Raw genomic sequence first — 25,074 nt, forward strand, 5'->3', positions numbered from 1 at the left:
CCCCGCATGCCACGGTCTTAGCCGGCTCTTGCTCTAGCGGCTGGGGCGGTGGGTCCTCAATTGCCATTTCGCGCCATCGCGCCTCACCGCTCCAGCCCTGCGGCGGACCGGAAGGCGAGCGGCGTGCGCCCCTCCCAGCGCCGGAAGGCCCGAACGAAATGCGCCGGATGGCCATAGCCCAAGGCGCGCGACACCGAGGCCACCGGCACCGACGATCCGCCCAGATGCAGCCTCGCCTGCGCGTGCCGCCAGCTGTCCAGCTGCACTTCGTAGGAGGTGCCCAGCCGGGCGAGCCGCCGCTGCAGGGTGCGTGGGGAGAGCCCGAGGCTTCGGGCCGTATCCACCAGCGAGAGGGTGCCGGACAGCGCGGCGCTGTCGAACAGGGCATCGACCATGGCGATCAGGGCATCGTCGTCGAGAGCCACGGGCGCGGGCGGCAAGCTCGCGGCGGCGCCTTGGGGGGCCGGGGCATACAGCAGGTTCGGCTGGTCGAGCCATCGGGCATCGAACATGATCTCGATGCCCTCGCCCGCGCCGAAGCTGACGCCGGCATTGAGCCGATCCTCGTAGAGCGTCGCCGGCGCCTTCGCCCGGTGGGCGAAACGCATGTTGACCGGCGCCGCATCACCACCCGTGATGGCGCGCAGTGCTTCCAGGGTGAACGCGCCGATGCCCTCGTTCAGCACCTGCGCATGATCGGGGTCGCTGTCCACCAGCCGATGGCGCCAGCGGGCGACGCCGTCCCGCTCCTCGATGGCGACCGAGACGCCACCTTGCAGGTCCGGCATCTGGTGATGCAGGGCGTCAAAGCACTCACGCAGCGTTCGGCCGGCAAACAGCGCGCGGCCAGCGAGGCCGAGGCGCATGGGATCGGCGGCGGCCGCGAGGTCGAGCCCGATGGCAGCGTCCCCGCTGCGCCGGGCGAGATGGAACAGCAGCGTCGAGACCTGGCCGCGGGCCACGACGCGATCCCCGCCGAGGAGCTGTTCGGCTGGAGCTGCATCCGGGAGACCGGCTCGCCCCAGCAGAGGCGCCAGCGGCACCCCGTGGTCATCGGCGATGGCGGGCAGCATGTGGACGAGCGAGAGCCGGATCGGATGACGGTCCCACATCAGGTTCTCGCTCCGGTGCGGGCGCATGACGCGCGCGCAGATGGTCCGGCGGTCGAAACGGTCTCCCGCCACCGCCGGCCCCCCGGCCCGCACGGCTATGAAGGCCATGCGGTGCCCGGCGGTCAAGGTCCTCCTGCGGCCTCCGATATCCTGATCAGTAGCAGGGCGGGTAGGGATAATAGCCGCAACGCGGAGCGGCGGCCGCTGCCGCAGCACCCGCGGTAATGGCCGCACCCGCCGCAAAACCCGCCGCCGCCGCGCCCGCCGGATAGACCGGGGCGGCAACCGGGTACGGATGGGCATACCAGGCGCCGTGATAGACCGGCGCGTGGTAATAAGCTCCGCCATGGTAGCCATAACCGCCCACATGGGCGACGCCGCCGCCATAGGAGCCACGCACGGCCCAGGCATCGATGAAGAGCGCCACCGGGCCGCCGGGCGTGAGGCTGCCCTCAAGCACCTTCACGTCGAAGGTGAGCGTCGTTCCCTCGAGCTTGGGCGCCTTGAGCACCACGACGGCATCGGAGACCTCGCCGGGTCTGCCGCCGAGCACGGACACGGTGGCGTTGGGCGGATCGACGGCGAAGCTGTCCTTGCCTTCGTCCCACTGCATCAGGAACTGCACCAGTGTCTCATGCCCCGCTGCGCGCACGGGCCTGTCGGCGAAGACGATGGTGTTGGCGGCAACCCCGGTGAGTGTGAGCTTGCCGCCGTCCAGCTTGGCGCCGGCGGCATTTATGACGGCAAGCGAGGGGATCGGCCGGTCGGCATGGGGCGTGCCGATGACCTTCTGGAGCGGGACGTGCTGCGCCGGCGCGGCCGGCTTGGCCGCCTCCTGTGCGACAGCGGCCGAGCCGGCCATCACGAGCGCGGCGGCGAGAGCGAGGGCGTGACGTGCCCGGACCGTTAAACGCTGCATGGACCGCATATCTCCTGTTGATTGTGATGTGGAGCCGCTATGCCCGCGCCTCGTGCGGGCAAGCTGTCGTGGGGGCGCGCCGCACGCGCGCGGCCCTCGCGCACGGCAGGGCTGAGCCTGCACCAGGGATGCCATGAGTCGCCGGCTCTGGCAGCCGGCGTCTTTGCCCCACGCGCCACGGTGCTGCGCGGTGGGCTGGCGTGCAGCTAGAACCCGCCGAACCATGCACCGAAATAGCCGGCATAGAGCTTGGGTGCTTCCAGATTCATGCAATGGCCGATGCCGGGCACGGCCACGAAGCGGCAATCGGGCATCACCGTGGCCATCTCCGTCATGTCCGCCTCCTGGATCACGCCGTCGCGCATGCCCCAGACCACGAGGTGAGGATGGCGGATGGAACCCATCTTCCCCTTCAGCTCGCCGCTCCTCGCCTCCTTGGTGAGCGTGTCGGGCGTGCCGAACCAGATGCCGTCAGATACCGCCCAGACCTGATCTACGATCCGGTCGAACAGGCCGGCCCGCGCGCCGGCGTCGGCAATGAAGCGGGCGGGTCCGTTCGCCAGCGTCTCGTCCACGAACAGGCTCGGCGCCGTCATGGCCATGACCTGTCGGGTGACGTCGTAGCTCTCCTTCATCTGGCCGAAGAAGGCCGACTGCTCGGGCTTGAAGTCGATGCCCTGAGGGCCGACCGGCGACAAAGAGAAGACCCGGCCAAAGCGGTCCGGCTGCTTCAGGATCATCCGCGTGGAGATGATGCCGCCGGTGGAGTGGGTGGCAAGGTGGCAGAAGGAGATGTCGAGCGCATCCAGCGCCGCGATCATGTCATCGGCATGCTGGGCGATGGAATAGTTGGAGAAATCGGCGGCAGGCGCGGGCTTGTCGCTGTCGCCGCAGCCACGCCAGTCCACCGCCACGGTGCGCACGCCGCGCGGGAAATGCGGGGCCGCCAGCTCGATCCACTCCTTGCTGGCGAGATTGCCGTGGATGAAGAGGACAATCGTGTCCCCCGAGCCCCATTCCCGGTAGGCGAGGCGAAGGCCGTTCGCGTCAAGCGTCTGCATGAGCCCTCCGTCAGATGCGTGCCGAGGGCGGTTCGCGCGCCCGGGATGGCGCGCAAACCGAATACCGCTCGTCTACTTGTTCAGCCCGGTCGGCGCAGCTGCCTTGGCCGGGGCGGCCTCTGCGGCGGCGGGCGCACCGTGGATGAGGCGGTCGATGCTGGCCGGCGCGCCGGTGGGGACGCGTCCGGTCTCGACGAAGTCCACCACATCCTCGGCGAAGGCGACCGGCTCGTCCGTGTGGATGAAATGGGCGGTGCCGGGATAGATCTTCACCTGCACGTCGCGCCCCGCCGTGTTCATGCGGCGCATGAAGGGCAGGACGAGCTGTCGCGAGAGGTCGGTGAGCCCGTTGAAGGCGGTGCCGGGGATGAAGGGCTCCTTGTCGCCGAAGGCGAGGAAGATCGGCACCTTGATCTCGGTGAGCCGCTTGTAGAGGCTCTGCGGATCCTTCTCCTGCAACTCCGCCACCATGGCGTAGATATCGAAGGTGAACACATCCACCCACTGCTGCAGTTCGCGCGGATCGCCCTTGATCATGCCGATGCGCTGGGCGGTGTGGAGGCGGGCATATTCGCTGTCGCGCAGGAAGTAGCCGTTGCGCTGGGGCGTGACCGCCCCGGTCACGGGATCGCGGCTGCGGAAGTGGTAGAAATCGTCGATCTGCTGGGCGGTGAGGTTCTTCTCCCGCTCGCGCAGGCCGGTCTGGTCCCACGCCTTCTTCCAGGCGTCGAAATCATGGGCGAAGGCCGGATCGAACAGATCAAGCTTCTTGCCCGGCGCGACCGTCACCTCTCGGGGATATTCCTCAAGCCCGGCCGGGGCTTCGAGGATCAGCTTCGTGACGGCATCCGGCCAGGTGAGGGCATAGCCGAGGACGATCTGCCCGCCCATGGAATGGCCGAGATAGGCGGCCTTGGGAACCTTCAGCTGGTTCACCACCACCGCGTGCAGCACGTCGCGCATGTCCTGCAGGGTGCGGGCGGGGCTCTTGTCCAGGTTGCCGGGGCCGGACATGCCGTAATGGGGCATGTCCACGGCGATCACGCGCAACCCGCGCTCCAGCGCGATGCGCATGATGTTGCCGTAGTGGCCGCCAAACGCGCCCTTGCCGTGGACGATGACCAGTACGTCGGGATTGGCCGCCGTGCCGGCATATTCGTCCATGTAGCCGATGTCCCACTCGACGCCGCGGCCGTCCTTCGCCTTGGTCTTCTTCACCGGGAAGGGATAGGTGACGAACGTATTCCAGAAGGACTTGTCGGGCGTGATGTCGGACGCGACCGAGGGGGTGCGGTAGGTCTTGGCCGCCATCTCGCGATTACGGGTGAGGCGCGACACGTCGCCGAGGAAGCTGGCGACAGTCGGATCGAACTGGCGGTTCTTCAGGATGGGGAAGACGCCGTAATGGGCGACCGGGCTCTTCTCATGCACGAAGTCCGCGCCGGGCACCTTTTCCACCGTGCGCTTGGCGCGGTCGAAGGTGAGCCACTGGTCGTTCTCGATATGCATGACGAGGGTGCGCGCCTTGATGCGCTTCAGCTCGGCATTGATGTTGTAGGTCTCGCCGGCGCGGTTGCGCCACAGCAGGTCGACCGCATCGAACAGCAGCGATCGGGCGGCGATGGCGGCGCCCGCCTGCGGATTGGGCGGGTTCCAGTAGAAGACATCCCGCTGCACCGTCGACCAGTCCTGTTGTGAGCGGTGCTGGAAGTCGAACCCGGTGAGGTTGAGGATCGACCAGCCGAAGGCGACGCCCTGGTTGGGATGCTTGTCCTTGGGCAGGTTGTAGTAATTGCCGCCGGTGGCGCGCCACTGCGGATCGCTCTCGATGGCCGCCGACATGAGCTGGAAGGTCCAGTTGCCCACCGGATCCTCGCCGTCCGACTGGCTGGTGCCGCCGATGGGCATGAGGCCGTCCATGAAGTCCGGGTGCATCACGCCCCAGACATAGGTCTGGGTGGCGCCCATGGAGACGCCGGTGACGAGGGAGGCACGGGCGACCTTCAGATGGTCGCGCAGCATCCGGTAGTTCGCCTGAACCATGTCCTGGTAACTGTATTGCGGAAACTTCTGCCCCAGCCCTTCGGAGGGCTTGCTGGTGCCCCAGAGGCCAAGGGCATCCACCAGCACCACATAATATTGATCCGTATCGATGGGCTTGCCCGGCCCGATCACCGAGCCGCCGGAAAGCGCCGTGCCCTCCACCCATTGGGCGTACATGTCGGTGGCGTCGCCGGAATAGAAGGAGTTGATCACCACCGCGTTGGTGATCTCGCCCGCGGCGTTGCGCTTCGGCGTGCCGAGCGCGATGTAGGCGGTCTTCGCCGGGCCGGCGCCGAGGGATTCCAGCGTCGTGCCGCCTTCCCCGCCGTTCGCCCATTTGTCCGGGCTCGACAGATCATAGCGGCCGCCGATGCGGAAGTTGGCAACCTCGTAGAATTTCTTGAGCTGGCAAAGCCTCTGCTGGGAGCAGGCGCCGGTGAGAGGCTGTTGCGACGCGGCGGGCGTCTGGGCGTAGGCGGCAGGGGTGGTCGCGGACAGGGCCGTCGCGGCGAGCGCGAGGCCCAAGGCTATGGCATACCTCATGTTTCCTCCTGCGGCCGGTCTCTGTCATCGCCGCCGTCTGGAGGAGAGAACAGCACGCCCCCGCGCCCAAGGGAAGCATGGCTGTTGAAACGAGGCGCGCAACCTGTGGGCGGCGCGGACCCTTAGCCGCCGTAGCGTCGCGCGGCCTCAATGGCGAGGCCGGTGCCGACCGAGCCGAAGGTGTCGCCCTCGATCACCCGGGCCTGCGGGACGCACGCGCAGATGGCCGCGCGCACATGGGCGAGGCGCGTCGAGCCGCCGGTGAGGAACAGGGCGTCAATGGCGTCCGCCGCGAGCCCCGCAGCCGAGAGGCAGGACGCGATGCGCCCGGCGATGCGCTCGGCGAGGAGCCCGGTGTGGGCGATGAGATCGTCGTGGGAGATGCCGACGGAAAGCCCCGCCTCCAGCACCGCGAGATCAAGCTCCGTGGCGCCATCTTCGGCGACGCGGATCTTCGCCGCCTCCACATCGAGTGCGAGGCCGTGGCCGCGCTCTTCCTCCACCGCCCGGGCGAGGCGGGAAACGAGTTCCGGCTTCGCCGCTGCGCGCTCCAGCTCGCGGATGGAGCGCGCGGTGCGCCCGTCATAGAGCCGGTTGATGGCCGACCAGGTGGCGAGGTCGTGGTAGAGCGCCGCCGGCATGGCGAGGCCCTGGCGCTTCAGCGGGCTGCCGTGGCCGAGGAGGGGCATGACCACGGCGAGCGAAAGCTGCCGGTCGAAATCGGTCCCGCCGATGCGCACGCCCTCGTTGGCGAGGATGTCGGAGGCACGGTCGGCGCGGTTCTGGTGACCGCGATCGATGCGCACGATGGAGAAGTCCGAGGTGCCGCCGCCGATGTCCGCGATCAGCGCCAATTCCTCGCCCGCCACCTGCCGCTCGTAATCGAGGCTGGCGGCGATGGGCTCGAACTGGAACGAGAGATCAGTGAAGCCGATGTCGCGGGCGATCGCGCCCAGCGTCTCCTCGGCGCGCTTGTCGCCCTCCGCATCGCCATCGACGAAATGCACCGGCCGGCCGAGGACGACCGCGCTCAGCGCTCCGTCCGCCTCGGCCTCGCCGCGCGCCTTCACCTCGGCAAGGAATTCGCCGATGACGCTTTTGAAGCCGAGCCGGCGGCGGCCGACCGGCGTCGTCTCCTCGATGAGGGAGGTGCCGAGCACCGATTTCAGGGCCCGCATCAGGCGGCCCTGCTCGCCGCCCACATAGGCGGCCATGGCGGCGCGGCCCACCAGCGGCGCGCCGCTCCAGGGGAAGAAGATGGCGCTCGGCAGGGTGTCGGATGCGCCCTCCAGCCGCGCGAGGCGCGGGCCGTTGGGACCGTTCAGTCCGAGGGTCGTGTTGGAGGTGCCGAAATCGAGGCCGCAGGCGTTCATCGGGCCTCCTTGCCGTATGCGGGTGCGGAAGGCCGGGCTAGCTAGACCAAGTCTCGCTGCAGCGCAAGAGACGGAGCGATGGAAAGCGGCGGATGGCGCCCGGGCGCCACGCTGTCACCCGGGCGGTCGCGCGGCTCAGAAATGGTAGCCGATGCTCATGAACGGCCCGTGCATGGTGGTGTTGTAGCGGAAGTCGCGGGTGGGCGAGGTGATGGACTGGTAGTCGGTGTACAGCGCCCGGTACCCCAGCGCCGTCGACCATGTGTCATTCCAGTTGTACCCGACGGCGATGAGTCCCTGCGAGGAGAGCTTGGAGCTTGCCGGCAGGCCGAAGCCGCCAACGTCTGCGAGGGCGTTCACGAACCACTGCTTGTTCAGCTTCCATTGGAGGGCGAGGCCGAAGGTCGGGTCCAGCCAGTCCTTGCTGTCGGCTTCCGAGACGGCGAACGGCACGAAAAGCGAGGTGATGGAGGTGTTGGCCGACAGGCGCTGGTAGCGGAAGCCGGCCGTGGCGGAAAGGTCGAAATCGGCATCGCCGACGGGCAGCCGGTAGCCGGCGGCTCCGGACAGGATGAACAGGCGCTGGTTGAAGTCCACCACCGGCGCGCCGGCGGTCGACAGGGTCTTGCTGCTGCCGAGCTGCGACCAGAACACATCCGCGAAAAGGGTCCAATTGTCCTTCTTCGCGAGGAAATTGCCCATGATGGCGCCCTGGAAATTCTCCATCACGTCGCCGAAGGTGATGTTGACCGGGATGCGCGGCAGATTCCGGATGCCGACGTCGCCATCGATGCCGGTGGCCCAGAGGTAAAAGGTCGCCTGATATTGCCAGCCCGACTCCGCCTGAGGCTGCGGCGCCGGTGCGGCCGCGGCCCCCAGATCCGCAGCGCGGGCGGCCCGGTCCGGCGCCATGGCCAGCACCGCGCCGGCGACCAGCAGGGCGATCGCCGTCCGCAGCCCCATGGCCCGACGCCCCTCCGCGCGGCGACGGCCCGTGCCGGACAGGCCATTCCCAGTCGCGCCACCCACGACCTCGGCTTCCAGTTGATACCCCCGGACCATCATTCCCCCGTGTCGAGCTTATGCCGTTGGCAGCGTTTGCGGCAGGCCCCCACCCGCCATTCGTCGCATCCTAGCGCAGCCGCGCGTCCTTAACTGCCCCGCCCGCGCTGATGGCGCCGAAGTGTGGCTCCAACGCCACGGCGGGACGACTCGCGCCGGAGCCGACCAAGAGGGCAGCGGCCTCTCGCGTGCGTCGTTATAATCATTGACGTTTGGTCACCTCGTTCCAATTCGCGTGGGTTTGAACCCGCGCCCGGACGGCAGGCCGGATTTGATCTTGAACGCCACGATGAAAGCGTGTGAACACTCTGGTCACGGATCAGCTTGAGCGGAGACCGCCCCACCGGTGCCGGGCGCGCAAGGGTGGAGCCTATTCGGCGCAAAGAGAGCGAGAGAAGTTCGTTCGTGACCACCACTCTGCCCCTGGTGCGCGCTGGCGCCATCGCACCGATCATGGTCTGGCTGCGCGATGGCGGACATCCGCTCGACCCGATGCTCCGTGCTGCCGGATTGCCGTCCGGCCTGATCGAGGATCGTGAACGTCCGATCCCCCTCATGGCGGGAATCCGCTTGCTGATGGATGTTGTCCGGCGCGAGGGCCACGACGTGCCCGGCCGCATGGTCGCCCATGCCGGGATCGAGGAACTGGGTCTGCTGGGCCAGTTGGTCATGTCCTCCCGCACCCCGCGCGAGGCCTTCACCAAGGTGGAGCGCGCCTATCAGCACCACGGCTCGCACGAGCTGTTCACTCTGACGCCCCATCCCGGCGGCGGCGCGGTGCGCCATGCCTTCCGTGTGCCGGTCGACCCCGAGCATTTGTGCTATGTGCAGCAATATGTGGCGGCGCTGATCCGCACCGTGGTCCTGCGGACCGGCCATGCGGGCCCATCTGTCGAACGGGTCGAGCTGACCCCTCATCCGCATCACGGCGTGGACGGCATGAGCGCCCAGTTCGGATGCGAGACAATGCCGGCGGCCAACCGGACGGTGACCATGCTTTTCTCCGACGCGGTGCTCGACCGGCCCTATATGAATGGCCGCCAGCTTGCCGACACGGTCGTCCCTCCGGGTTCGGCCGTGATCCGCGGTGACGGCACACTGGCCGGCTCCATCACCACTATCCTGCCGGCCTTGATGGAGGCCGGCGCGGAGCCCGACCTCGCCAACATCGCCGACCTCGCGTTCATGAGCCGCCGCACGCTGCAGCGGCGGCTGGCGGCCGAAGGCACGAGCCTGTCCGGATTGATCGACAAGGTGCGGGCCGAGCAGGCCATCGCCCGCCTCACGGCTGACGGCAGCGCCATCCGGGTCGTGGCTGCCGAGGTCGGCTATGGCTCCAACGCCAGTTTCAGCCGCGCCATCCGCCGCTGGACCAAGACGTCCCCGAGCCGCCTGCGGCGTAGTGCACCGGGTGGCCGGTTGGCCGGCGGCGAAGAGGCGGAATAGCCGCCTCGCGCCATCATTTTGCTAGGCGACACTGACGGCGCGGGTGGTCGGCTCTTCGGCCTCGGCATCGCCGTCGACCGCATCGATGCCGACCGACATGCCCTTGAATTCGGCATCGCCATAGATCGTCGCGAAAGCCGCGTCCGACGCGTCGCGACCGACACCGATGCGAACCAGACCCTGGAGCGCGGCCTGCCGCGTTGCATCGAAAAGATACCACTGCCCTCCGAGATAGGCCTCGAACACCGCATGGAAATCCGGCGGATCGAGCTGCCACGCATAGCCGCTGGCGAAGCGGGCGGGAATGTTGAGCGCGCGGCAGAAAGCGATCCCGAGGTGCGCGAAGTCGCGGCATACGCCGGCCCGCAGGACCATGGTGTCATAGGCCGAGGTCTGGGAATCGCTCGATCCGCGCACGTAGTCGACGTGGTCGTGAATCCAGTTGCAGATGGCGGTCACGCGAGAGTGGCCGGGCTCGATTTCGCCAAACTCGCGACGGGCGAAGCGGCCGAGCAGGTCCGACTGGCAGAAGCGGCTCGGATACAGATAAGGCATGATGTCCAGCGGCAGATCGCCCACCGGCAGTTCCTGAATGCTCTCCGGCGCCTCGTCGATCATGTCGACCTCGACGACCGCGTGGTAGCTGACATGAAACGGCCCGGGCTCGGCATTCACGCGGATGAACCGGCTTCCGCCCTCATCGTCCGCGAAGCGTTCGATGGGGAAGGCGGGATTGAGGGTGAGGCTTTCGACGATGATGCGCTGGCGATGCAGCGCGGCCGCCTCGACGTTCAGAATGAAAACGGCGGGAGACTTCACGTCGTACTGGAGGCTTGATCGCACGGCAAAGCGCATTTTCCGTCCCCATCGGTGGGCCTGGAGGCGGTGAGGAGACTCCGCGCAACGCGTATTGTTCCGCTTCCGATGCGAATTGCCTTCGGCTACCTCCAATCGGGTTGTCGCGTTGGAATCGATCCGGCAAACCTTCGTTGTGTTATGCCCCAGCTCCCGGCTGTCCAGTTTTGAGCAGACTAGCCCGCGCTGCGCGCCTTGATGATGCTCTAACCCTCCGGCCGAAGCTTTTACCCGCTACTCAGCGCAGAGCCAGGTTCAGCCAGCCGGCTGTCGCGCAGTTCCCCCGAGCGGGCGAGAACGGGATAGGCGGCCGCGGCCACCACATGAGAGTTCACCAGCTTCAGGTCGCGCACGATGTCGGCACTGAGACCACTCGCTTCGGCGTGGGCGGCAAGACCATGACGCAGCCGGTCGAAATGCAGACGTGCCGCTGCGGTCTCGCTTTCCCGAAAGGCGGCCTTCTCCATGGCGAGCAGGCGCGCCGCGCGGGGATCGGCGGTCATGAAGAGTGAGGCGGCGAGGCGCACGTTCGTCTTCAGCCGTTGGATGAGGGCGGCAATCTCCCCTTCCTCCGCCGTCGAAAAGGAGATGCCGCGCTTGAGACGCTTGCCCGCCTCGGCCATCAGCCGCCCGCACACCACGTCGGCCGCCTGCTCCAGATTGGCGGAAAAGGTCAGGATCTCCTCCACGCGCCGCCTGTCGGCGGACGACAGATCGTCTGGATCGATGGAGGCCAGATAGGAGCGGATTTCCCGGTTGAGTCGATCGAGAACGTCGTCCCCCTGCCGCGTCTCGGCGATATGCCGCCGCTCTCCGCTCAGAAGGGCGCGGGCCGCGGTGTCGAGCATCTCCTCCAACGCGTCGGCAAGGCGCAGAGCCTCGCGAGTCGCGGCGCCCAGCGCCACCACCGGCGTCTCGGTTGCTGCCGGATTGAGGTAACGCGGCCGGGTCGGATCGTCGGCAAGATCGCGGTCGGGAAAGAGCCGCTCGAGCAGCCGCGCGAACGGACCGAGCAGAGGCAGGAAGACGAGCGCGGTGACAACGTTGAAGAGCGTGTGAAAGTCGATGGCGAGCCGCGCGAGGTCGGGTTGCCACAGCACCATCTGGCGGCCGATAGGCTCGATCAAGGCCACGCCCACGGCGACGCCGACGGCGCGGTTGATCAGATTGCCCATGGGCAGGCGCTTGGCGGCGGGATCGTCCCTGCCCATCACTTCCACCACAGGCGCGATGGCGCTGCCGAGGTTCGCCCCCAGCACGAGGGCGATTGCTGCGTTTGGTGGCACCACCCCCTGCGCTGCCAGCGAGGCCGTGATGAGCACCACGGCGACCGAGGAATGCACCGCCCATGTCAGGATGGCCGCGAGCATCACGTCCAGCGCCGGCACGGTCGCCAGGGCGCCGAGCAGCATCCGGATGCTCGGCGCGTCTTCCAGCGGCCGCAGCAGGTCCACGAGGGCGTGCAGCGCCAGCACGATCAGGCCCAGCCCGATCAGCACACGCCCGAGATCGCGCATGCTGGTGCCGACGCCCTTGCGGAACAGGATGAGCCCGCCGAGGATCGCCGCCGGCGCGAGCGCGGCGACGTTGAACGACAGGACCTGCACGATCAGGCTGGTGCCGATATTGGCGCCAAGCATGGCCGCCAGCGCTGGCACCAGCGCCACCAGGCCCGCCGCAGCGAACCCGGAGACCATGAGCGCGGTTGCGGTTGAGCTCTGTAGAAGGGTGGTGACCAGCGCGCCGGCGCAGAAGCCTTTGAGCGGTCCCGCCAGCGCACGGCCGAGCACCATCTTCAGCCGCGGCCCGAGCGCTCGCATCACGCCGCTCTGAACCATGTGGATGCCCCACAGCAACAGGGCTGCGAAACCCGCGAGGTCGATCAGCGTGAGGGAAAAGCTCATCGAGGAGCTCATGGCGACCTCCGTTCACATGACCTCGTCTCCCCGGCGCAGGCGAAGTCAGGACGCGCACGCCAGAACGGAATCTCAGAATCTTAGCCATCTATATTGCGCTGCAATATGTGCGCGTGGAAGGGACATCCCTTGTTCAACCCGCGAGACGCGAGCCCGGTTCGCGGGCTGCGCTCAGAATTGCGAGGGCTTGCGCATGAAGGGCGCCATTGGCCGCAGCAATGACCCTTCCCCCGGAGGAGAGCGTGAGTGGCGCTCCGTCCCAGTCGGTGATGACGCCGCCGGCCCCCTCGACCACCGGCACCAGCGCCATGAAATCATAGGGCTTGAGGCTCGCCTCCACGACGAGGTCCACATGGCCGCAGGCCAACAGCCCATAGGCGTAGCAGTCGCCGCCGAACCGACGCAGGCCGACCTTGTCGGCCAAGGCGGAGAAGGCAGGTGCCTCGATGCTGTCGAACATGTCGGGGGCGGTGGCGCACAGCCGCGCATCGCCGAGCCGCGTCACGCCGCTGGTTCGGCACACAATGCCGTTGAACCGCGTGTCCTCGCCTCTCGCGCCGACAAACCGCTCACCGAGAGCCGGCATTTCGATGACGCCGACGTGGGGTCGCCCCGCCACCAGGAGGGCGACGAGCGTGCCGAAAAGGGGCAGCCCGGTGATGAAGCTCTTGGTCCCGTCGATGGGATCCACCACCCACACCAATTCCCGCTCCAGGCCGACGGCCTCCTCCTCCTCGCCGAGGATGCCGTGGGCGGGAAAGCGGCGGGCGATGGCCGCGCGCAGCGCACGCTCGATCGCGCGATCGGCAATCGTGACGGGGCTTGCGTCCGCCTTCCACTGGATGCCGAGGGGGGTGCGGAAGTGCGCCATCGCCAGCGGTCGCGCGATGTCAGCCAATTGGCCTGCGAAGGCGACGAGTTCAGGGCGGTTGCTAGTCGGCATAAGCGGGCCTGCGACCATGGCCGTCGCCATTCTCCGTGAGCGGCGGGGCGGGGACGATGCGGGCATGCTTCAACTCGGCGCGGACGGCGGCGGGTGGCCCCTCCTCGGTGACGAGGATGTTCACGGCGCTCCACTCGCACACCTGGATGAGGCCCGGCTTGGCATATTTCGAGCTGTCCAGCAGCAGCATCACCTTGTCCGCAAGCGGGATCATGGCGCGTTTGAATTCCGTCTCGAACAGGTCGAAATCCATGCAGCCGCGCGATGCATTGGCGGCGGCCACCGACATCACGAACAGGCTCGGCGTGAACTGAGAGGCGAAATCGATGGCGGATGGGCCCACGATGGTGCGGTCCTCGGCGCGCAGCTCCCCGCCCGGCAGGATCACGCGATGGTGCCGCCCGGCGGAGGAGAGAATCTGCGCCACCTCCACGGAGAAGGTGATGGCGGTGAGCCGCCGGGCACGCGGTGCCAGCGCCTGCGCGAGGAAGCAGGAGCTGGAGGAATTGTCGAGGAGGATGGTGGCATCCTCCTCCACCAGATCCGCCGCCGCGTGGGCAATACGCCGCTTTGCTGCCGCCTGTTCCCGCAGGCGGCGGTCGAACGGGGCCTCCCAATCGGCGACGTTGAGGCGAACGCCGCCGTGGAACTTGTCCACCATGCCGGCTTCGGACAGCGCCCTGAGATCGCGCCGGATGGTTTCGTCCGACACCGCGAAGTGTTCGGCAAGATCGGTGATGGTGGCGGAGCGGCGTTCGCGAAGCAGATCCACGATCTCTTGTTGCCGCACGGTCTGGGCCATGGAGCGTCTCGCCTCCTAGTGCGGCAGGGAGCGGCCTGAGGCCGCGTCGAACAGGCGGGCGCGCGCCATGTCGAAGCTCACACCGACCGTCGCGCCGATAGCCGGCGCGGCCATGACCGCCGTTCGGGCCATCAAGCGATCGTCGCCCACGAGGATCTCGGTCAGTGCCTCCGATCCGATGAGCTCCGTGCGCTCCACCCTCCCGTGCGCCATGGCGGTGCCGTCGGCGGCGCCGAGGAGTACCTCTTCCGGGCGGACGCCGAGGAAGACCTCGCTGACATCCGCACGCGCCGGCACGTGGGCGCCGAAAGAGGCATGCTGGATCACACTGCCCGTTCCATTGGGGAGCAGCGCGCAGCGCAGGAGGCTCATCTCAGGCGAGCCGATAAAGGTGGCGACGAAGGTGTTGGCCGGGCGCAGATAAAGCTCCATGGGCGCACCGAGCTGCTGCAGCCGCCCCTCGGAGAGGATCGCGACCCGCGTTCCCAGCGTCATGGCTTCGATCTGGTCATGGGTCACATAGATGACGGTGAGGCCCAGCTCGCGGTGCAGGCGCTTCAACTCGGCCCGCATGTGGGTGCGCAGCTTCGCGTCGAGGTTGGAGAGCGGCTCGTCGAACAGGAACACCTTGGGCTGACGCACGAGTGCCCGGCCAATGGCCACGCGCTGACGCTCGCCGCCGGAGAGCACGTTGGGCTTGCGGTCCAGAAGGTGCGTGATGTGAAGGATCTCCGCGGCCTCGTGGATGCGCTTGTCAACTTCCGCCTTGGGCAGCTTCGACGCCTTCAACAGGCCGAATGCCATGTTTTGATACGCCGACATGTGCGGATAGAGCGCATAGGACTGGAACACCATGGCGATGTCGCGTTTCTGCGGCTCGGCGTGGGTCACGTCTCGCCCGTCGATGAGCAGCCGGCCCGAGGTGATCTCCTCAAGGCCCGCGATCATGCGCAAGGTGGTGGATTTGCCGCAGCCGGACGGGCCCACAAGCACCATGAATTCCCGGTCCGCCACCGCAAGGTCGAGCCCGTGCACGGTGGCTCGGCCCTGGTAGGACTTACTGACCCCCTGAAGAACGACTTCGGCCATGCTCAACCTCTACTTCAGACCCGCGTGCATGAAGCTGTCCACGAAGCGGCGCTGGAAAATGACGAAGAAGATCAGGAGCGGCGACACCACCACGACCGTCGCCGCCATCAGCCGCGTCCAGTCGGCGCCACTGTCGGACTTGGCGAGCAGCCCGAGGCCGATGGGCAACGTGCGCACGCTTTCCGAATTGGTGACGAGCAGCGGCCACATATAGTCGTTCCAGTGCGTCACCACGGCGATGATGGAGAAGGCGACGAGCGTCGGCTTCACCAGCGGCAGATAGACGTGCCATAGGATGCCGAGATGTCCGCAGCCGTCCAGTCGTGCCGCGTCGGCAAGCTCGGTGGGCACCTGCCGGAATGCCTGGCGCAGCATGAAGGTGCCGTAGCCCGAGGCGACGAAGGGTACGATCAGGGCGGGCAGGGAATTCAGGATGCCGAGTTCCCGCACCGTCACGAAATTGGTGAGGAACGTGGCGTAGATCGGAAACATGATCTGCAGCAGGAACAGGGTGAAGAGAATATTCTTCCCGGGGAAGTTCAGCCGCGCGAAGGCATAGGCCGCGAGCGTAATCGTGATGAGCTCGCAGACGAGAATGCCGCCTGTCACGAGTATCGAATTGATGAGATAGGTGCCGAAGGGGGCAACGGCCAGCGCGGCCGGATAGTTACTCCACTGCGCCACGGCGGGCAGGAAGCCGGCGTTGGGATCGAAGACCTCCACTCTCGTCTTCAGGGAGGTGACGACGATCCACACCAGCGGGCTGGCCCACACGGCGAGCAGCGGCAGAAGAACGAAGTGCAGCCAGTTCCTCTTCACGGCAGCGAGGACGCCGGACAAGCTGCGGGAGCCACCTGCGGCAGCCGACATTTCGATGGGATCCTGCATGGTCGCCATGGCCCGCCTCAGCGCCCGAGATAATGGACGCGCCGGCCGAAGACCAGCGCCACGAGGGAGATGAGGCCGCCCACGAACAACAGCAGCACGTTCGCCAGCGTCGAGGCGTATCCGATGTCCTGATACTGGAAGCCGTTCTGGTAGATGTAGAAGGTCAGCACGTTGGTGGCGTCCGCCGGTCCGCCCTGCGTCATCACGTAGACGTAGTCGAAGATCTGGTAGGAGTGCAGAAGCCCTATGATGATGACGAAATAGAGCGTCGGCGAAATGAGCGGGATGGTGATGTGCACCAGGCGGTGCCAGGCGGAGACGCCGTCCAGCCGCGCCGCTTCGTAGAGGTCATCGGGGACCATCTGCAGCGCCGCGAGCAGGATGAGCATGAAGTAGCCGGAATATTTCCAGATGCTCATGATGATGATCGCGATCATGGCGGTGTTGCTGTTGTAGAGCCACTCCAGTTTAGGAAGACCCAGCAAGGCAAGAACATCGTTGATGGGTCCGTAGCCTGGGGCATAGAGAAACACCCAGACCATGCCGGCAGCCACCGAAGGGATCATCACCGGATAGAAGAATGCCGAGCGGTAGAAGGTCATACCGCGCAGCTTGCTGTCGAGGGCGACCGCCAGCAGGAGAGCGCAGGCGATGGCGCTGGGAATGGTCACCAGCGTGTAGAAGGCCGTGTTGCCGAGCGACTTCCAGAACAGGCCGTCCGTCCACAGGCGCTGGTAGTTCTCAAGTCCGAGGAAGAAGATCTTGTCGGACCCGAGCATGACGTCATGGAAGCTGAACCATATGGACCGGACGATGGGCCAATAGGTGAAGGCACAGAGGAAGATCAGCGAGGGCAGAAGCAGCAGATAGGCGAGCCCGGCCTCCGAAACGCGGGCTCGCAGTGCGTGACCTGTGACCATGCCGATCCTCATGCGGGGCTGAACGGGCAGGAGTTGGCGCCCACCGGGGGGCGCGTTGGTCGTGTCAGGAGCGCCGGCGCAACAGGCGCTGGATCTCGCGGTTGGAATTGTCCGCCGCCTCCTTCAGTGCCGCATCCGGCTTGATGGAGCCGGCGAGCGTGCGGTCGAGAGCGCTTTTGAGATATTCGCGGACTTTGTGATAGCCCGGCACCTGGAGAAATGCACCGGCATAGGCGGCCTGCTCCAACGCCACCTTGGCCTGCGGCACCTGCTCCAGATACGCCTTCATTTCAGGCGTTTCCCAAGACGACTTGCGCACGGCGAGATAGCCGGTGTCGCGACCCCACTGCGACTGCACTTCGGTGGAGGTCATCCACTTGGCAAACGTCCAGGAGGCCTCGATCTGGGCGTCGGTCTGCTTCTTGGCGATCATGATGGGTCCGCCGCCCTGGCAGGCCCCAAAGGTCTTGTTCTTCGGCATGAAGGCCACGTCCACCTCGAAAGGCGAGGACTTGCGCAGGTTGGTCAGCGAACCCGTGGAATGATAGAGCATCGCGGTACGGCCGGCCATGAAGTCGTTCGCCGAGCCTTCCCAGGTGGAGGCCGGGGGCATCACGCCCGCCTGAACCATCTTCACCCAGAATTCGAGCGCGTCGACGGCCTCCGGCTTGTCGAACAGCACCTTGTCCTTGGTCCACGGCACCAGGGCGTTCTGGCGGCAGTAGCATTCGAAAATCCAGTCGTGCCAGCCGCCCCCGATGGTCAGGCCCCAGCGCTTCAGTTCGTTATTCTCCCGAACGGTGAGGGCCTTGGCGACATCCAGGAGCTCGGTCCAGGTGACCGGCGCCTTCTCGATGCCGGCCGCCTTGAAGGCCGCCTTGTTGATGTAGAGCACCGGCGTCGACGGCTGGAACGGCAGACCGTAGAGCTTGCCGTCGGACACGCAGGTCTCGAGGAAGCCGGGCAGGAAGTCCTGATAGATGTCGGCCGCCTTGGCCTTGCCCGTCACGTCCGCGAGGGCATCGAGACCGAGGAACGTCTGCAGCGCCGAGTTGATGGGCAGCCAGGTGGCGGGCGGGTCGCCGACGCCCAGAGCCGTGATCACCTTCTGCTCGGTGTTGTCGTAGCTGCCGGCGTAGATCGCCTCTACTTCGATGTTCTCATGGGCAGCGTTGAACTTGGAGATCATTCCCGTCACGATCCGGTTGATGTCACCCGACACCCCCACCGGATACATGAACTGCAGCTTCACCTTGTCCGCAGCGGACGCGGCACGGCCGCCGAGGCCGGTCACCGTGGCAGCCGCCGCGCCGAGAAGAAGGCCGCGCCGGGAAATGTGGGGAAATGTTGAAATAACCGACATCTCTTTCCTCTCAGGGCGATGGGGGCATCGAGGAGGCGAACATCTCCGGCTGCCGAACGGCAGCTGGTAAGCCTTGTGACAGAACTCCCGAGGGAGGCGCCGCTGCGTCGCATTGGACCTGGGCGCGGCGCATTTTTGGATCGGGACCGTGACAGTGATGCGACTGTAACTTTAGGGAATGTTGGAAATCGAGGCCATAAATTGGGCAAGATGCACAAAAAACCACATTTTCCATCATCGCCATCGACCGACAGAGGCGGGATGGCTAGACTCCGACCGTCTGTTCATGTGGCCAGAGCCCCGCTCTCGCGCGGCGCGTGTTGGAGTAAAAAATGCTGATCGCGCAGCTCACCGACTTCCACGTCACGGTCGCCGGCGAGAGGGTCGGAGGCAAGATCGACACGCGCGCGGCCTTCAGCGCCCTCATGGCCCGTGTCGCCGCCCTCCGGCCTCGACCCGACCTCCTGCTCGTCAGCGGGGACCTCACGGAGACGGGCACGGAAGAGGAATACGCCTTCGCGCGGGCGGGGTTGCGCGAGCTGGGTATCCCCTTCCTCGCCGTTCCGGGCAATCACGATCTGCGCGCGCCGATGCGCCGCGGTCTGGCCGGGCATGTCGGGACGGAGCAGGACCACCTGGGCCTCGCGGTCGGATTTCCGGGAATGCGTGTCATCGGCCTGGACACGCTGGTCGAAGGGCACGGCCACGGGGCGATCGGACCGGCGCAACTGACATGGCTGAAGGGCGTGCTGGGCGGCGTCGATGGGGAGCCTGCGCTCATCTTCACGCATCACCCGCCGTTCCAGATCGGCATTGCCGCCATGGATGCCATCGGGGTTCGGGAAGGCGCAGGCGAGTTGCGGACGCTGCTGGAAGGGCGCAGCGACATCCTCGCAATCCTGAGCGGCCATGTGCATCGGGCGATCGGCGGCATCTTTGCAGGGCACCGGGCCTTCATCGCCCCCGCCGCCGCACATCAGTTCGAATTCGATCCCGTTGGGTCAGGCTTCCGCATCGTTCAGGAGCCGGCGCAGATCGCGCTCCACACGATGGTGAATGGCGCGCTCACGTCCTATCTCGTGCCCGGCCCCTGAACAGGGGGCTCTGGCCTTTGAGAAGAGACCTTTTGTCCGCTGGTGTGTTGCCACGCCCAATTGCCTTGCTGTTGGAAGACGAGCTTCCAAAATGGCCAGGTGCGGGGGCGGATCCCAGGCTGGCGGGTCCCCCAAGCTGCTTGACACCGGCTCTTACGAGTTGATTGCCGCGCCACTCCTGCGGGCAGGATGATCGCGAACCACCCCGGCCCGGTCCTGCCACAGGGCAAGTGCGCGCTCACCGCGCAGATCCAGAACTGGGTATGGGAGCCGGGCTAATCCCGCTTGTGCCCACCATGGACCATCACGAGCTAACGCCCGTGCTGGGGCACAAATTGTTGCAGGGAAGGATTTTCGTTATATTTCAGTTTGTTATGAAATTTAACTGGTGGAGCCGAGGGGAATCGAACCCCTGACCTCTGCAGTGCGATTGCAGCGCTCTCCCATCTGAGCTACGGCCCCGAACCTTGGGAGGCGCCATTTATGATTCGGGGGCCCATGCTGTCAAGCGGGGATGATCCGCGAGAGGACGGGATTCACGGGCTATCCACCGTTCCGCGTCATGCGTTCCGCGAGCCTCCTGCGCGCCCGCCTCTCAGCACCACGTAGATCGCGGGAATCACCAATACGGTCAATGCCGTGGATGAGGCGAGGCCGAACAGGAGGGAGATGGCGAGGCCCTGGAAGATGGGGTCCGTCAGGATCACCGCCGCGCCGATCATCGCCGCCAAAGCGGTCAGGAGGATGGGCTTGAACCTGATGGCGCCCGCCTCCAGCAGCACCTCCTCCAGCGGCCGGCCGGGGGCGCGGGCGTGGCGGATGAAGTCCACCAGGAGGATGGAATTGCGCACGATGATGCCGGCCAGGGCGATGAAGCCGATCATGGATGTGGCCGAGAAGGGCGCGCCGAACAGCCAGTGTCCGGTCATTATCCCTATGAATGTCAAAGGGATAGGCGTGAGGATAACGAGCGGCAGCTTGAACGAGCCGAACTGCGCCACCACCAGGATGTAGATGCCGAGGATGGCGACGATGAAGGCGCCGCCCATGTCGCGGAAGGTGACCCACGTCACCTCCCACTCGCCGTCCCACAGAAGTGTCGGTTTCGCCTCGTCGGAGGGTTGTCCATGGAGGGCGATCTCCGGCTTTGGCAGATCGCCGAAATTCATATCCGCCAAGGCTTTGGACACCGCCAGCATGCCGTAGACAGGCGCTTCATAAGCCCCCGCGAGGTCGGCCGTGACCATCTCGGCGGGGCGGCCGTTGTGGCGGAAGATGGGGTAGGAGGCGGGTTCCCGGACGACGCTCACGACGTCGCCCAGTTCCACCACGCCGCGGCCGCCGGGAAGGGTGTTGGCGGGGACGGGCGTCGCCAGGGTTCGCTCGTCTATGACGTTGTTTCCCTTGGACATTTCGAGGCGGATCGGGATCGGCGCCCGGCCGTTGCCGCGGTGGGAATAGCCCAGGGTGCCGCCGGCGAAGATGGTGCGGATGGCGTCGTACACATCCCCTTGTTCCACCTTGTAGAATTCGAGATTGTCCTGGTCGATGGCGAGGCGGACGCGCTCTCCCGGGGTGCCGAAGCTGTCGTCCACGTCCACGATAAAGGGAACGTTTTCAAAAGCTTGACGCACCTTTCGGGCGACCGCGCGGCGGGTCTCGGGGTCCGGGCCATAGATCTCGGCGAGGAGGGTCGAGAGCACCGGCGGACCGGGCGGCGGCTCCACCACCTTGAGCGAGGAGCCCGAAGGAAGTTCGATTGATTTCAATCTGTTGCGGACATCGAGCGCGATCTCGTGGCTGCTGCGGGAGCGCTCCCCCTTCGCCTTCAGGTTGATCTGGATGTCCCCTTGCCTCGGAGCGGACCTGAGGCCGTAGTGGCGGACCAATCCGTTGAAGTTGAACGGCGCTGCAGTGCCGGCATGGGTCTCGAACGAGACGGATTCGGGCAGGTTCGAGAGCGCATTCACCAGGGTGTTCAGGGTGGAATCGGTGCGTTCGACGGAGGTGTCAGCCGGCATGTCGAGAATCACGGCGAGTTCGGTCTTGTTGTCGAACGGAAGCAGCTTCACCGTCACCGCGTGGGTGTAGAAGAGACTCAGGGACGCGAGGGTCGCCACGCCCACGGTGGCGAGGAAGGCCCCCGCCCGGGCGCGGGAGGAGAGGATGGGCTTCGCCACCCGCACATAGAAGCGCCCCAGCCGGCCCCCATCGGCGGCCTCCCCGTGGCCGGGATCGCCGCTCGCCCGCCCGGCGATCTTCAGCATCAGCCAGGGGGTGAGGATGACGGCGACGAAGAAGGAGAAGACCATCGCCGCCGAGGCGTTGGCGGGGATGGGGCTCATGTAGGGGCCCATCATGCCGGAGACGAACAGCATGGGCAGGAGGGCAGCCACCACGGTCAGGGTGGCGACGATGGTGGGATTGCCCACCTCCGCCACCGCGTCGATGGCCCCCTGCGCCCGCGACCGCCCATCCTTCATCGCCCAGTGGCGGGCAATGTTCTCGATGACGACGATGGCGTCGTCCACCAGGATGCCGATGGAGAAGATGAGCGCGAACAGGCTCACCCGGTTCAGCGTGTAGCCCATCAGGCGGGCGGCAAACAGGGTGAGGAGGATGGTGGTGGGGATGACCACCGCCACCACCAGCGCCTCGCGCCAGCCGATGGCGAAGCCCACCAGCACGACGATGGAGACGGTGGCGAGGCCGAGATGCAGCAGCAGCTCGTTGGCCTTCTCGTTGGCGCTCTCGCCATAATTGCGGGTGACCTTCACCTCCACGTCGGCGGGAAGGGCGGAGCCATGCGCGGCCTCGATCTGGCGGAGCACCGCCTCGGCGATGACCACCGCATTGGTGCCGGGACGCTTGGCGATGGCGAGCGACACAGCCGGGCGCCGGGTGAGGCCGTCCGGCCCCTTCTCGATATGGGTGACGTAGTGTTCCGCCGGCTGGGTGGCGAGGCTCACGTCCGCCACGTCGCGCACATAGACGGGGCGGCCGTCCCGCGATGTGAGGAGGATGGCGCCGATCTCGGAGGGAGTCTGCAGCGTCTGGCCGGCGACGAGGGTGCGCTGGCCATTGGCCTCGCGCACGGTGCCGGTGTTGAAGGTGCGGTTGGCGCCCTCCAGCTTGCCCTGCAACTGGGCGAGCGTGATGCCGTAGAGGGACAGGCGCTCGGGATCGGGCGCGACGCGGATTTCCTCCGGCTGCTCGCCGACGATGTAGGTGAGGCCGATGTCGGGCAGCTTCGCGATGTCGGCCTGAAGCTCCCGCGCCACGCGGGTCAGGTCGTTGGCGGTCCAGCGCGAGGCCGCGTCGGGCTTCGGCACGAGGGTGAGCACGAGGATGGCCACGTCGTCGATGGAGCGGCCGACGATCAAAGGCTCGGTGATGCCCACCGGGATGCGGTCGAGATTGGCCCGCACCTTCTCATGGACGCGCAGGATGGCGGCATCCGGGCTGGTGCCGGTGAGGAAGCGGGCGGTGACGAGCACGCCGTCGTCCTCGGTGTTGGAATAGACGTGCTCCACCCCGTCGATGGCCTTGACGATGGTCTCCAGCGGCTCGGTCACGAGCTTCACGGCGTCTTCCGCCTTCAGCCCCTGGGCCGAGACGCGGATGTCCACCATGGGCACGGAAATCTGCGGCTCCTCCTCGCGCGGCAGGGTGACCAGCGCGATGAGGCCGAAGGCGAAGGCCGCGATGAGCAGCAGCGGGGTCAAGGGCGAGGCGATGAAGGCGCGGGTGAGCACGCCGGCGATGCCGAGGGGGCGGTTGTCGTGAGAGGTCTCGCCCATGGTCAGCGCCCCGCCGTGGCGATCACGTCGCCGTCCTTGAGGCCGGTGAGGATTTCCACCCGCTCGCCGTCATCGCCGGGAAAGCGCGCGCCGAGGATGACGGGCACGTCGAGCGGCCCGCGCGCCGTCACCAGCGTCACGTAGTCGATGCCGTGGGCGGTGCGCACGGCGCCGGCCGGGACGGCGAGCACCGCCCGCTTGCCGATCTCCACCCACACGAGGGTGCGCTCGTTGACGAAGTAGGTGCCGAGGCCATCCACCTCCACATCGGCCATCACGCGGCCGCTGGAGATTTCCGGATAGACCTTCACGATGCGGCCGGGCCGGGCGGTGGCGGGCGTCCCGGCCTTGTCCTGCGAGATGCCGCGCTCGCCGATGCGCACCGTGCCGCCCTCGCGGATGGAGGTGGCGTGCCGCTCGGGCAAGGACAGCCGGAGATAATAGGGGCCGGAGGCGACGCGGGCGATCTCGTCGCCCGCCAGCACCACGCTGCCGGGCGTGACCGGAACGGTGAGGACGCGGCCATCGGCGGGGGCGATGACCGCGCCCTCGCGCGCGCGCTGCAGGATCACGGCGCGGTCCGCTTCGGCGGCCGTCACCTGGTTGGTGGCGACATCGAACTGGGTCTTCGAGGTATCGAGCCGGGCCTGGCTGGCGACGCCGCGGGCGAGGAGCTGCTGGGCGCGGTCCAGCTCGGTCCTCGCGTTTTCGAGCTGGGATTTCAGCTCCTTGATCTTCGCGTCGGCGGCGTTGAGGGTGAGGGCGTTCTTGTCGTCCACCACCAGGGCGATCTCGTCGCCCTCCTTCACGCTGTCGCCCTCGGAGACGGAGACGGCGCGCACCGTGCCCCCGATGCGGGCACGGGCGGGCACCACGGTGCGGCTCTTCACCTCGCCGAACACGCCCTTCAGCTCCGGCACCTCCACGCTGCGGACGGTGAAGTCGGCGGCTCGGGCGGTCTGGGTGGCTCCGGCGACGGGCAAAAGGGCGGCCATCGCCGCCGCAAGGGCCGCGGCGGGCGGGATGAAGCGCAGGGACATGGTGGCTCTCTCTGCCCGGCCTCGCGCCGGGCGGGGGTCTGAACTAACGGATCAGGTGAAGGCGACGCCGGGCTTCACGCCCAGCTTCTTGAGCAGCATGGCCGCCGGGCAGAAGCCGGTGACGGACGCCTGCATCAGGTTCGCGCCCACGAAGGCGGTCAGCCAGAAGAAGTAAGGGGAGACGGTGAGGCCGAGGCCGAGCGACGCCAGCACCATGAAACCCGCAAACATCATGACGATGCGATCGACAGACATTATCCTGCTCCGGTGGGCGCCTCTCCGGGCGCCCCGTTCGTGCGGGCCTCCCCGCGTTGGCATTGCATCTAACATTCAATTATCATAAATTCAAGACTATGAATGTTATTGATATGATCCCGGCCTCCGAGCGCGCGGCCGAACTGATGCGCAGCCTCTCGCACCCCCAGCGCCTGCTGGTTCTGTGCGCGCTGGTGGATGGCGAGAAATCGGTGGCGCAGCTGCGCGATGAGCTTGCGATCGAGCAGGTGCCCATGTCGCAGCAGCTCATGCGCCTGCGATCGGACGGGCTGGTGGAGGCGCGCCGGGAGGGCACCAGCGTGTTCTATCGCATCGCGCGGGAGGAGGTGCTGGCGGTGATCGCCGCGCTTCACAAGGCCTTCTGTCCGGGGCGGGTGGAGTGCTGAGGGCGGTGCCGTCGGCGCGGTGCCGTCGGCGCAGTGTCATGGCCCGGCGCCGGCTCCTGGATCAGCGCTTCGCGGTCGGCGTGGCTTGGCCGGGGCAGGGCACGTCTCGGGCCGCCCAGGCACCGACGCCGCAGACCCGGGGG

20 protein-coding genes and 1 tRNA gene are annotated in these 25,074 nt (G+C 66.9%); 3 read left to right on the forward strand and 18 right to left on the reverse strand.

From position 1 onward, the window contains the following. Positions 1-83: 83 nt before the first annotated feature. The 6 genes from J2126_RS13725 to J2126_RS13750 all read right to left on the reverse strand — a co-directional run bounded on the left by J2126_RS13725 (position 84) and on the right by J2126_RS13750 (position 8,014). Positions 84-1,220 carry an AraC family transcriptional regulator gene (locus J2126_RS13725; RefSeq protein ID WP_209487493.1) on the reverse strand — a complete coding sequence of 379 codons (1,137 nt, stop codon included), beginning with the start codon at positions 1,218-1,220 and terminating at the stop codon, positions 84-86. A 46-nt stretch (positions 1,221-1,266) separates the two neighbouring features. Continuing rightward, the gene (locus J2126_RS13730; protein ID WP_209487494.1) at positions 1,267-2,031 is read right to left on the reverse strand and encodes a hypothetical protein; all 765 of its coding nucleotides are present in this window, start codon (positions 2,029-2,031) and stop codon (positions 1,267-1,269) included. A 206-nt stretch (positions 2,032-2,237) separates the two neighbouring features. Continuing rightward, positions 2,238-3,092: an alpha/beta fold hydrolase gene (locus tag J2126_RS13735; RefSeq protein ID WP_209487495.1), complete on the reverse strand. Its 855-nt coding sequence runs from the start codon at positions 3,090-3,092 to the stop codon at positions 2,238-2,240. Between the two features lie 72 nt (positions 3,093-3,164). Then, positions 3,165-5,678 carry an alpha/beta hydrolase gene (locus tag J2126_RS13740; RefSeq protein ID WP_209487496.1) on the reverse strand — a complete coding sequence of 838 codons (2,514 nt, stop codon included), beginning with the start codon at positions 5,676-5,678 and terminating at the stop codon, positions 3,165-3,167. A 122-nt stretch (positions 5,679-5,800) separates the two neighbouring features. Next, complete coding sequence (locus J2126_RS13745; protein ID WP_209487497.1) at positions 5,801-7,051, reverse strand: Hsp70 family protein; 1,251 nt, start codon at positions 7,049-7,051, stop codon at positions 5,801-5,803. A gap of 135 nt (positions 7,052-7,186) precedes the next feature. Beyond that, positions 7,187-8,014: an outer membrane beta-barrel protein gene (locus tag J2126_RS13750; RefSeq protein ID WP_209487498.1), complete on the reverse strand. Its 828-nt coding sequence runs from the start codon at positions 8,012-8,014 to the stop codon at positions 7,187-7,189. Between the two features lie 504 nt (positions 8,015-8,518). Between J2126_RS13750 and J2126_RS13755 the strand changes: the two genes are divergently transcribed. After that, positions 8,519-9,559 carry a helix-turn-helix transcriptional regulator gene (locus J2126_RS13755; RefSeq protein ID WP_209487499.1) on the forward strand — a complete coding sequence of 347 codons (1,041 nt, stop codon included), beginning with the start codon at positions 8,519-8,521 and terminating at the stop codon, positions 9,557-9,559. Positions 9,560-9,580: 21 nt separating this feature from the next. On the opposite strand, the gene J2126_RS13760 is transcribed toward J2126_RS13755, so the two are convergent. From J2126_RS13760 to J2126_RS13795, 8 genes are all read right to left on the reverse strand, one after another. After that, entirely contained in the window at positions 9,581-10,414 is an 834-nt protein-coding gene (locus J2126_RS13760) for a transglutaminase-like domain-containing protein (protein WP_209490155.1), read from the reverse strand. Between the two features lie 227 nt (positions 10,415-10,641). Next, positions 10,642-12,330, reverse strand: a complete 1,689-nt coding sequence (locus tag J2126_RS13765) for a Na/Pi cotransporter family protein (RefSeq protein WP_245327325.1) — start codon at positions 12,328-12,330, stop codon at positions 10,642-10,644. A gap of 133 nt (positions 12,331-12,463) precedes the next feature. Beyond that, on the reverse strand, positions 12,464-13,291 hold the full coding sequence (hisN, locus tag J2126_RS13770) for a histidinol-phosphatase (RefSeq protein ID WP_394030804.1): 828 nt from the start codon (positions 13,289-13,291) through the stop codon (positions 12,464-12,466). Further along, entirely contained in the window at positions 13,263-14,075 is an 813-nt protein-coding gene (locus J2126_RS13775; RefSeq protein WP_209487501.1) for a DeoR/GlpR family DNA-binding transcription regulator, read from the reverse strand. The genes hisN and J2126_RS13775 overlap by 29 nt, the downstream gene beginning before the upstream one ends. A 15-nt stretch (positions 14,076-14,090) precedes the next feature. Continuing rightward, positions 14,091-15,164, reverse strand: coding sequence for an ABC transporter ATP-binding protein (locus J2126_RS13780; RefSeq protein WP_209487502.1), 1,074 nt, complete (start codon positions 15,162-15,164; stop codon positions 14,091-14,093). 9 nt (positions 15,165-15,173) lie between these two features. Continuing rightward, positions 15,174-16,061, reverse strand: coding sequence for a carbohydrate ABC transporter permease (locus J2126_RS13785; RefSeq protein WP_209487503.1), 888 nt, complete (start codon positions 16,059-16,061; stop codon positions 15,174-15,176). An 8-nt stretch (positions 16,062-16,069) separates the two neighbouring features. Further along, positions 16,070-16,972, reverse strand: coding sequence for a carbohydrate ABC transporter permease (locus J2126_RS13790; protein WP_209487504.1), 903 nt, complete (start codon positions 16,970-16,972; stop codon positions 16,070-16,072). 64 nt (positions 16,973-17,036) lie between these two features. Continuing rightward, on the reverse strand, positions 17,037-18,335 hold the full coding sequence (locus J2126_RS13795; RefSeq protein ID WP_209487505.1) for an ABC transporter substrate-binding protein: 1,299 nt from the start codon (positions 18,333-18,335) through the stop codon (positions 17,037-17,039). Between the two features lie 332 nt (positions 18,336-18,667). Here J2126_RS13795 and J2126_RS13800 point away from each other — a divergent pair, with 332 nt between their 5' ends. Continuing rightward, positions 18,668-19,429 (forward strand): phosphodiesterase, encoded by a 762-nt coding sequence (locus tag J2126_RS13800; RefSeq protein ID WP_209487506.1) that lies wholly within the window; start codon positions 18,668-18,670, stop codon positions 19,427-19,429. 386 nt (positions 19,430-19,815) lie between these two features. Here the strand turns inward: J2126_RS13800 and J2126_RS13805 are convergent. The 4 genes from J2126_RS13805 to J2126_RS13820 form a co-directional block, all read right to left on the reverse strand. Next, positions 19,816-19,891, reverse strand: a tRNA-Ala gene (locus J2126_RS13805). Between the two features lie 98 nt (positions 19,892-19,989). Then, the gene (locus J2126_RS13810; protein WP_209487507.1) at positions 19,990-23,229 is read right to left on the reverse strand and encodes an efflux RND transporter permease subunit; all 3,240 of its coding nucleotides are present in this window, start codon (positions 23,227-23,229) and stop codon (positions 19,990-19,992) included. Between the two features lie 2 nt (positions 23,230-23,231). Beyond that, entirely contained in the window at positions 23,232-24,269 is a 1,038-nt protein-coding gene (locus tag J2126_RS13815) for an efflux RND transporter periplasmic adaptor subunit (RefSeq protein WP_209487508.1), read from the reverse strand. 51 nt (positions 24,270-24,320) lie between these two features. Continuing rightward, a complete protein-coding gene (locus tag J2126_RS13820; RefSeq protein WP_209487509.1) occupies positions 24,321-24,524 on the reverse strand; it encodes a YgaP family membrane protein in 204 nt (67 codons plus the stop codon). A 113-nt stretch (positions 24,525-24,637) separates the two neighbouring features. Here J2126_RS13820 and J2126_RS13825 point away from each other — a divergent pair, with 113 nt between their 5' ends. Then, entirely contained in the window at positions 24,638-24,931 is a 294-nt protein-coding gene (locus J2126_RS13825) for an ArsR/SmtB family transcription factor (protein WP_348634304.1), read from the forward strand. The last annotated feature ends 143 nt before the right edge of the window (positions 24,932-25,074 follow it).

Origin of the sequence: Xanthobacter flavus (genome assembly GCF_017875275.1) — a bacterium.
Taxonomy (GTDB): domain Bacteria; phylum Pseudomonadota; class Alphaproteobacteria; order Rhizobiales; family Xanthobacteraceae; genus Xanthobacter; species Xanthobacter flavus_A.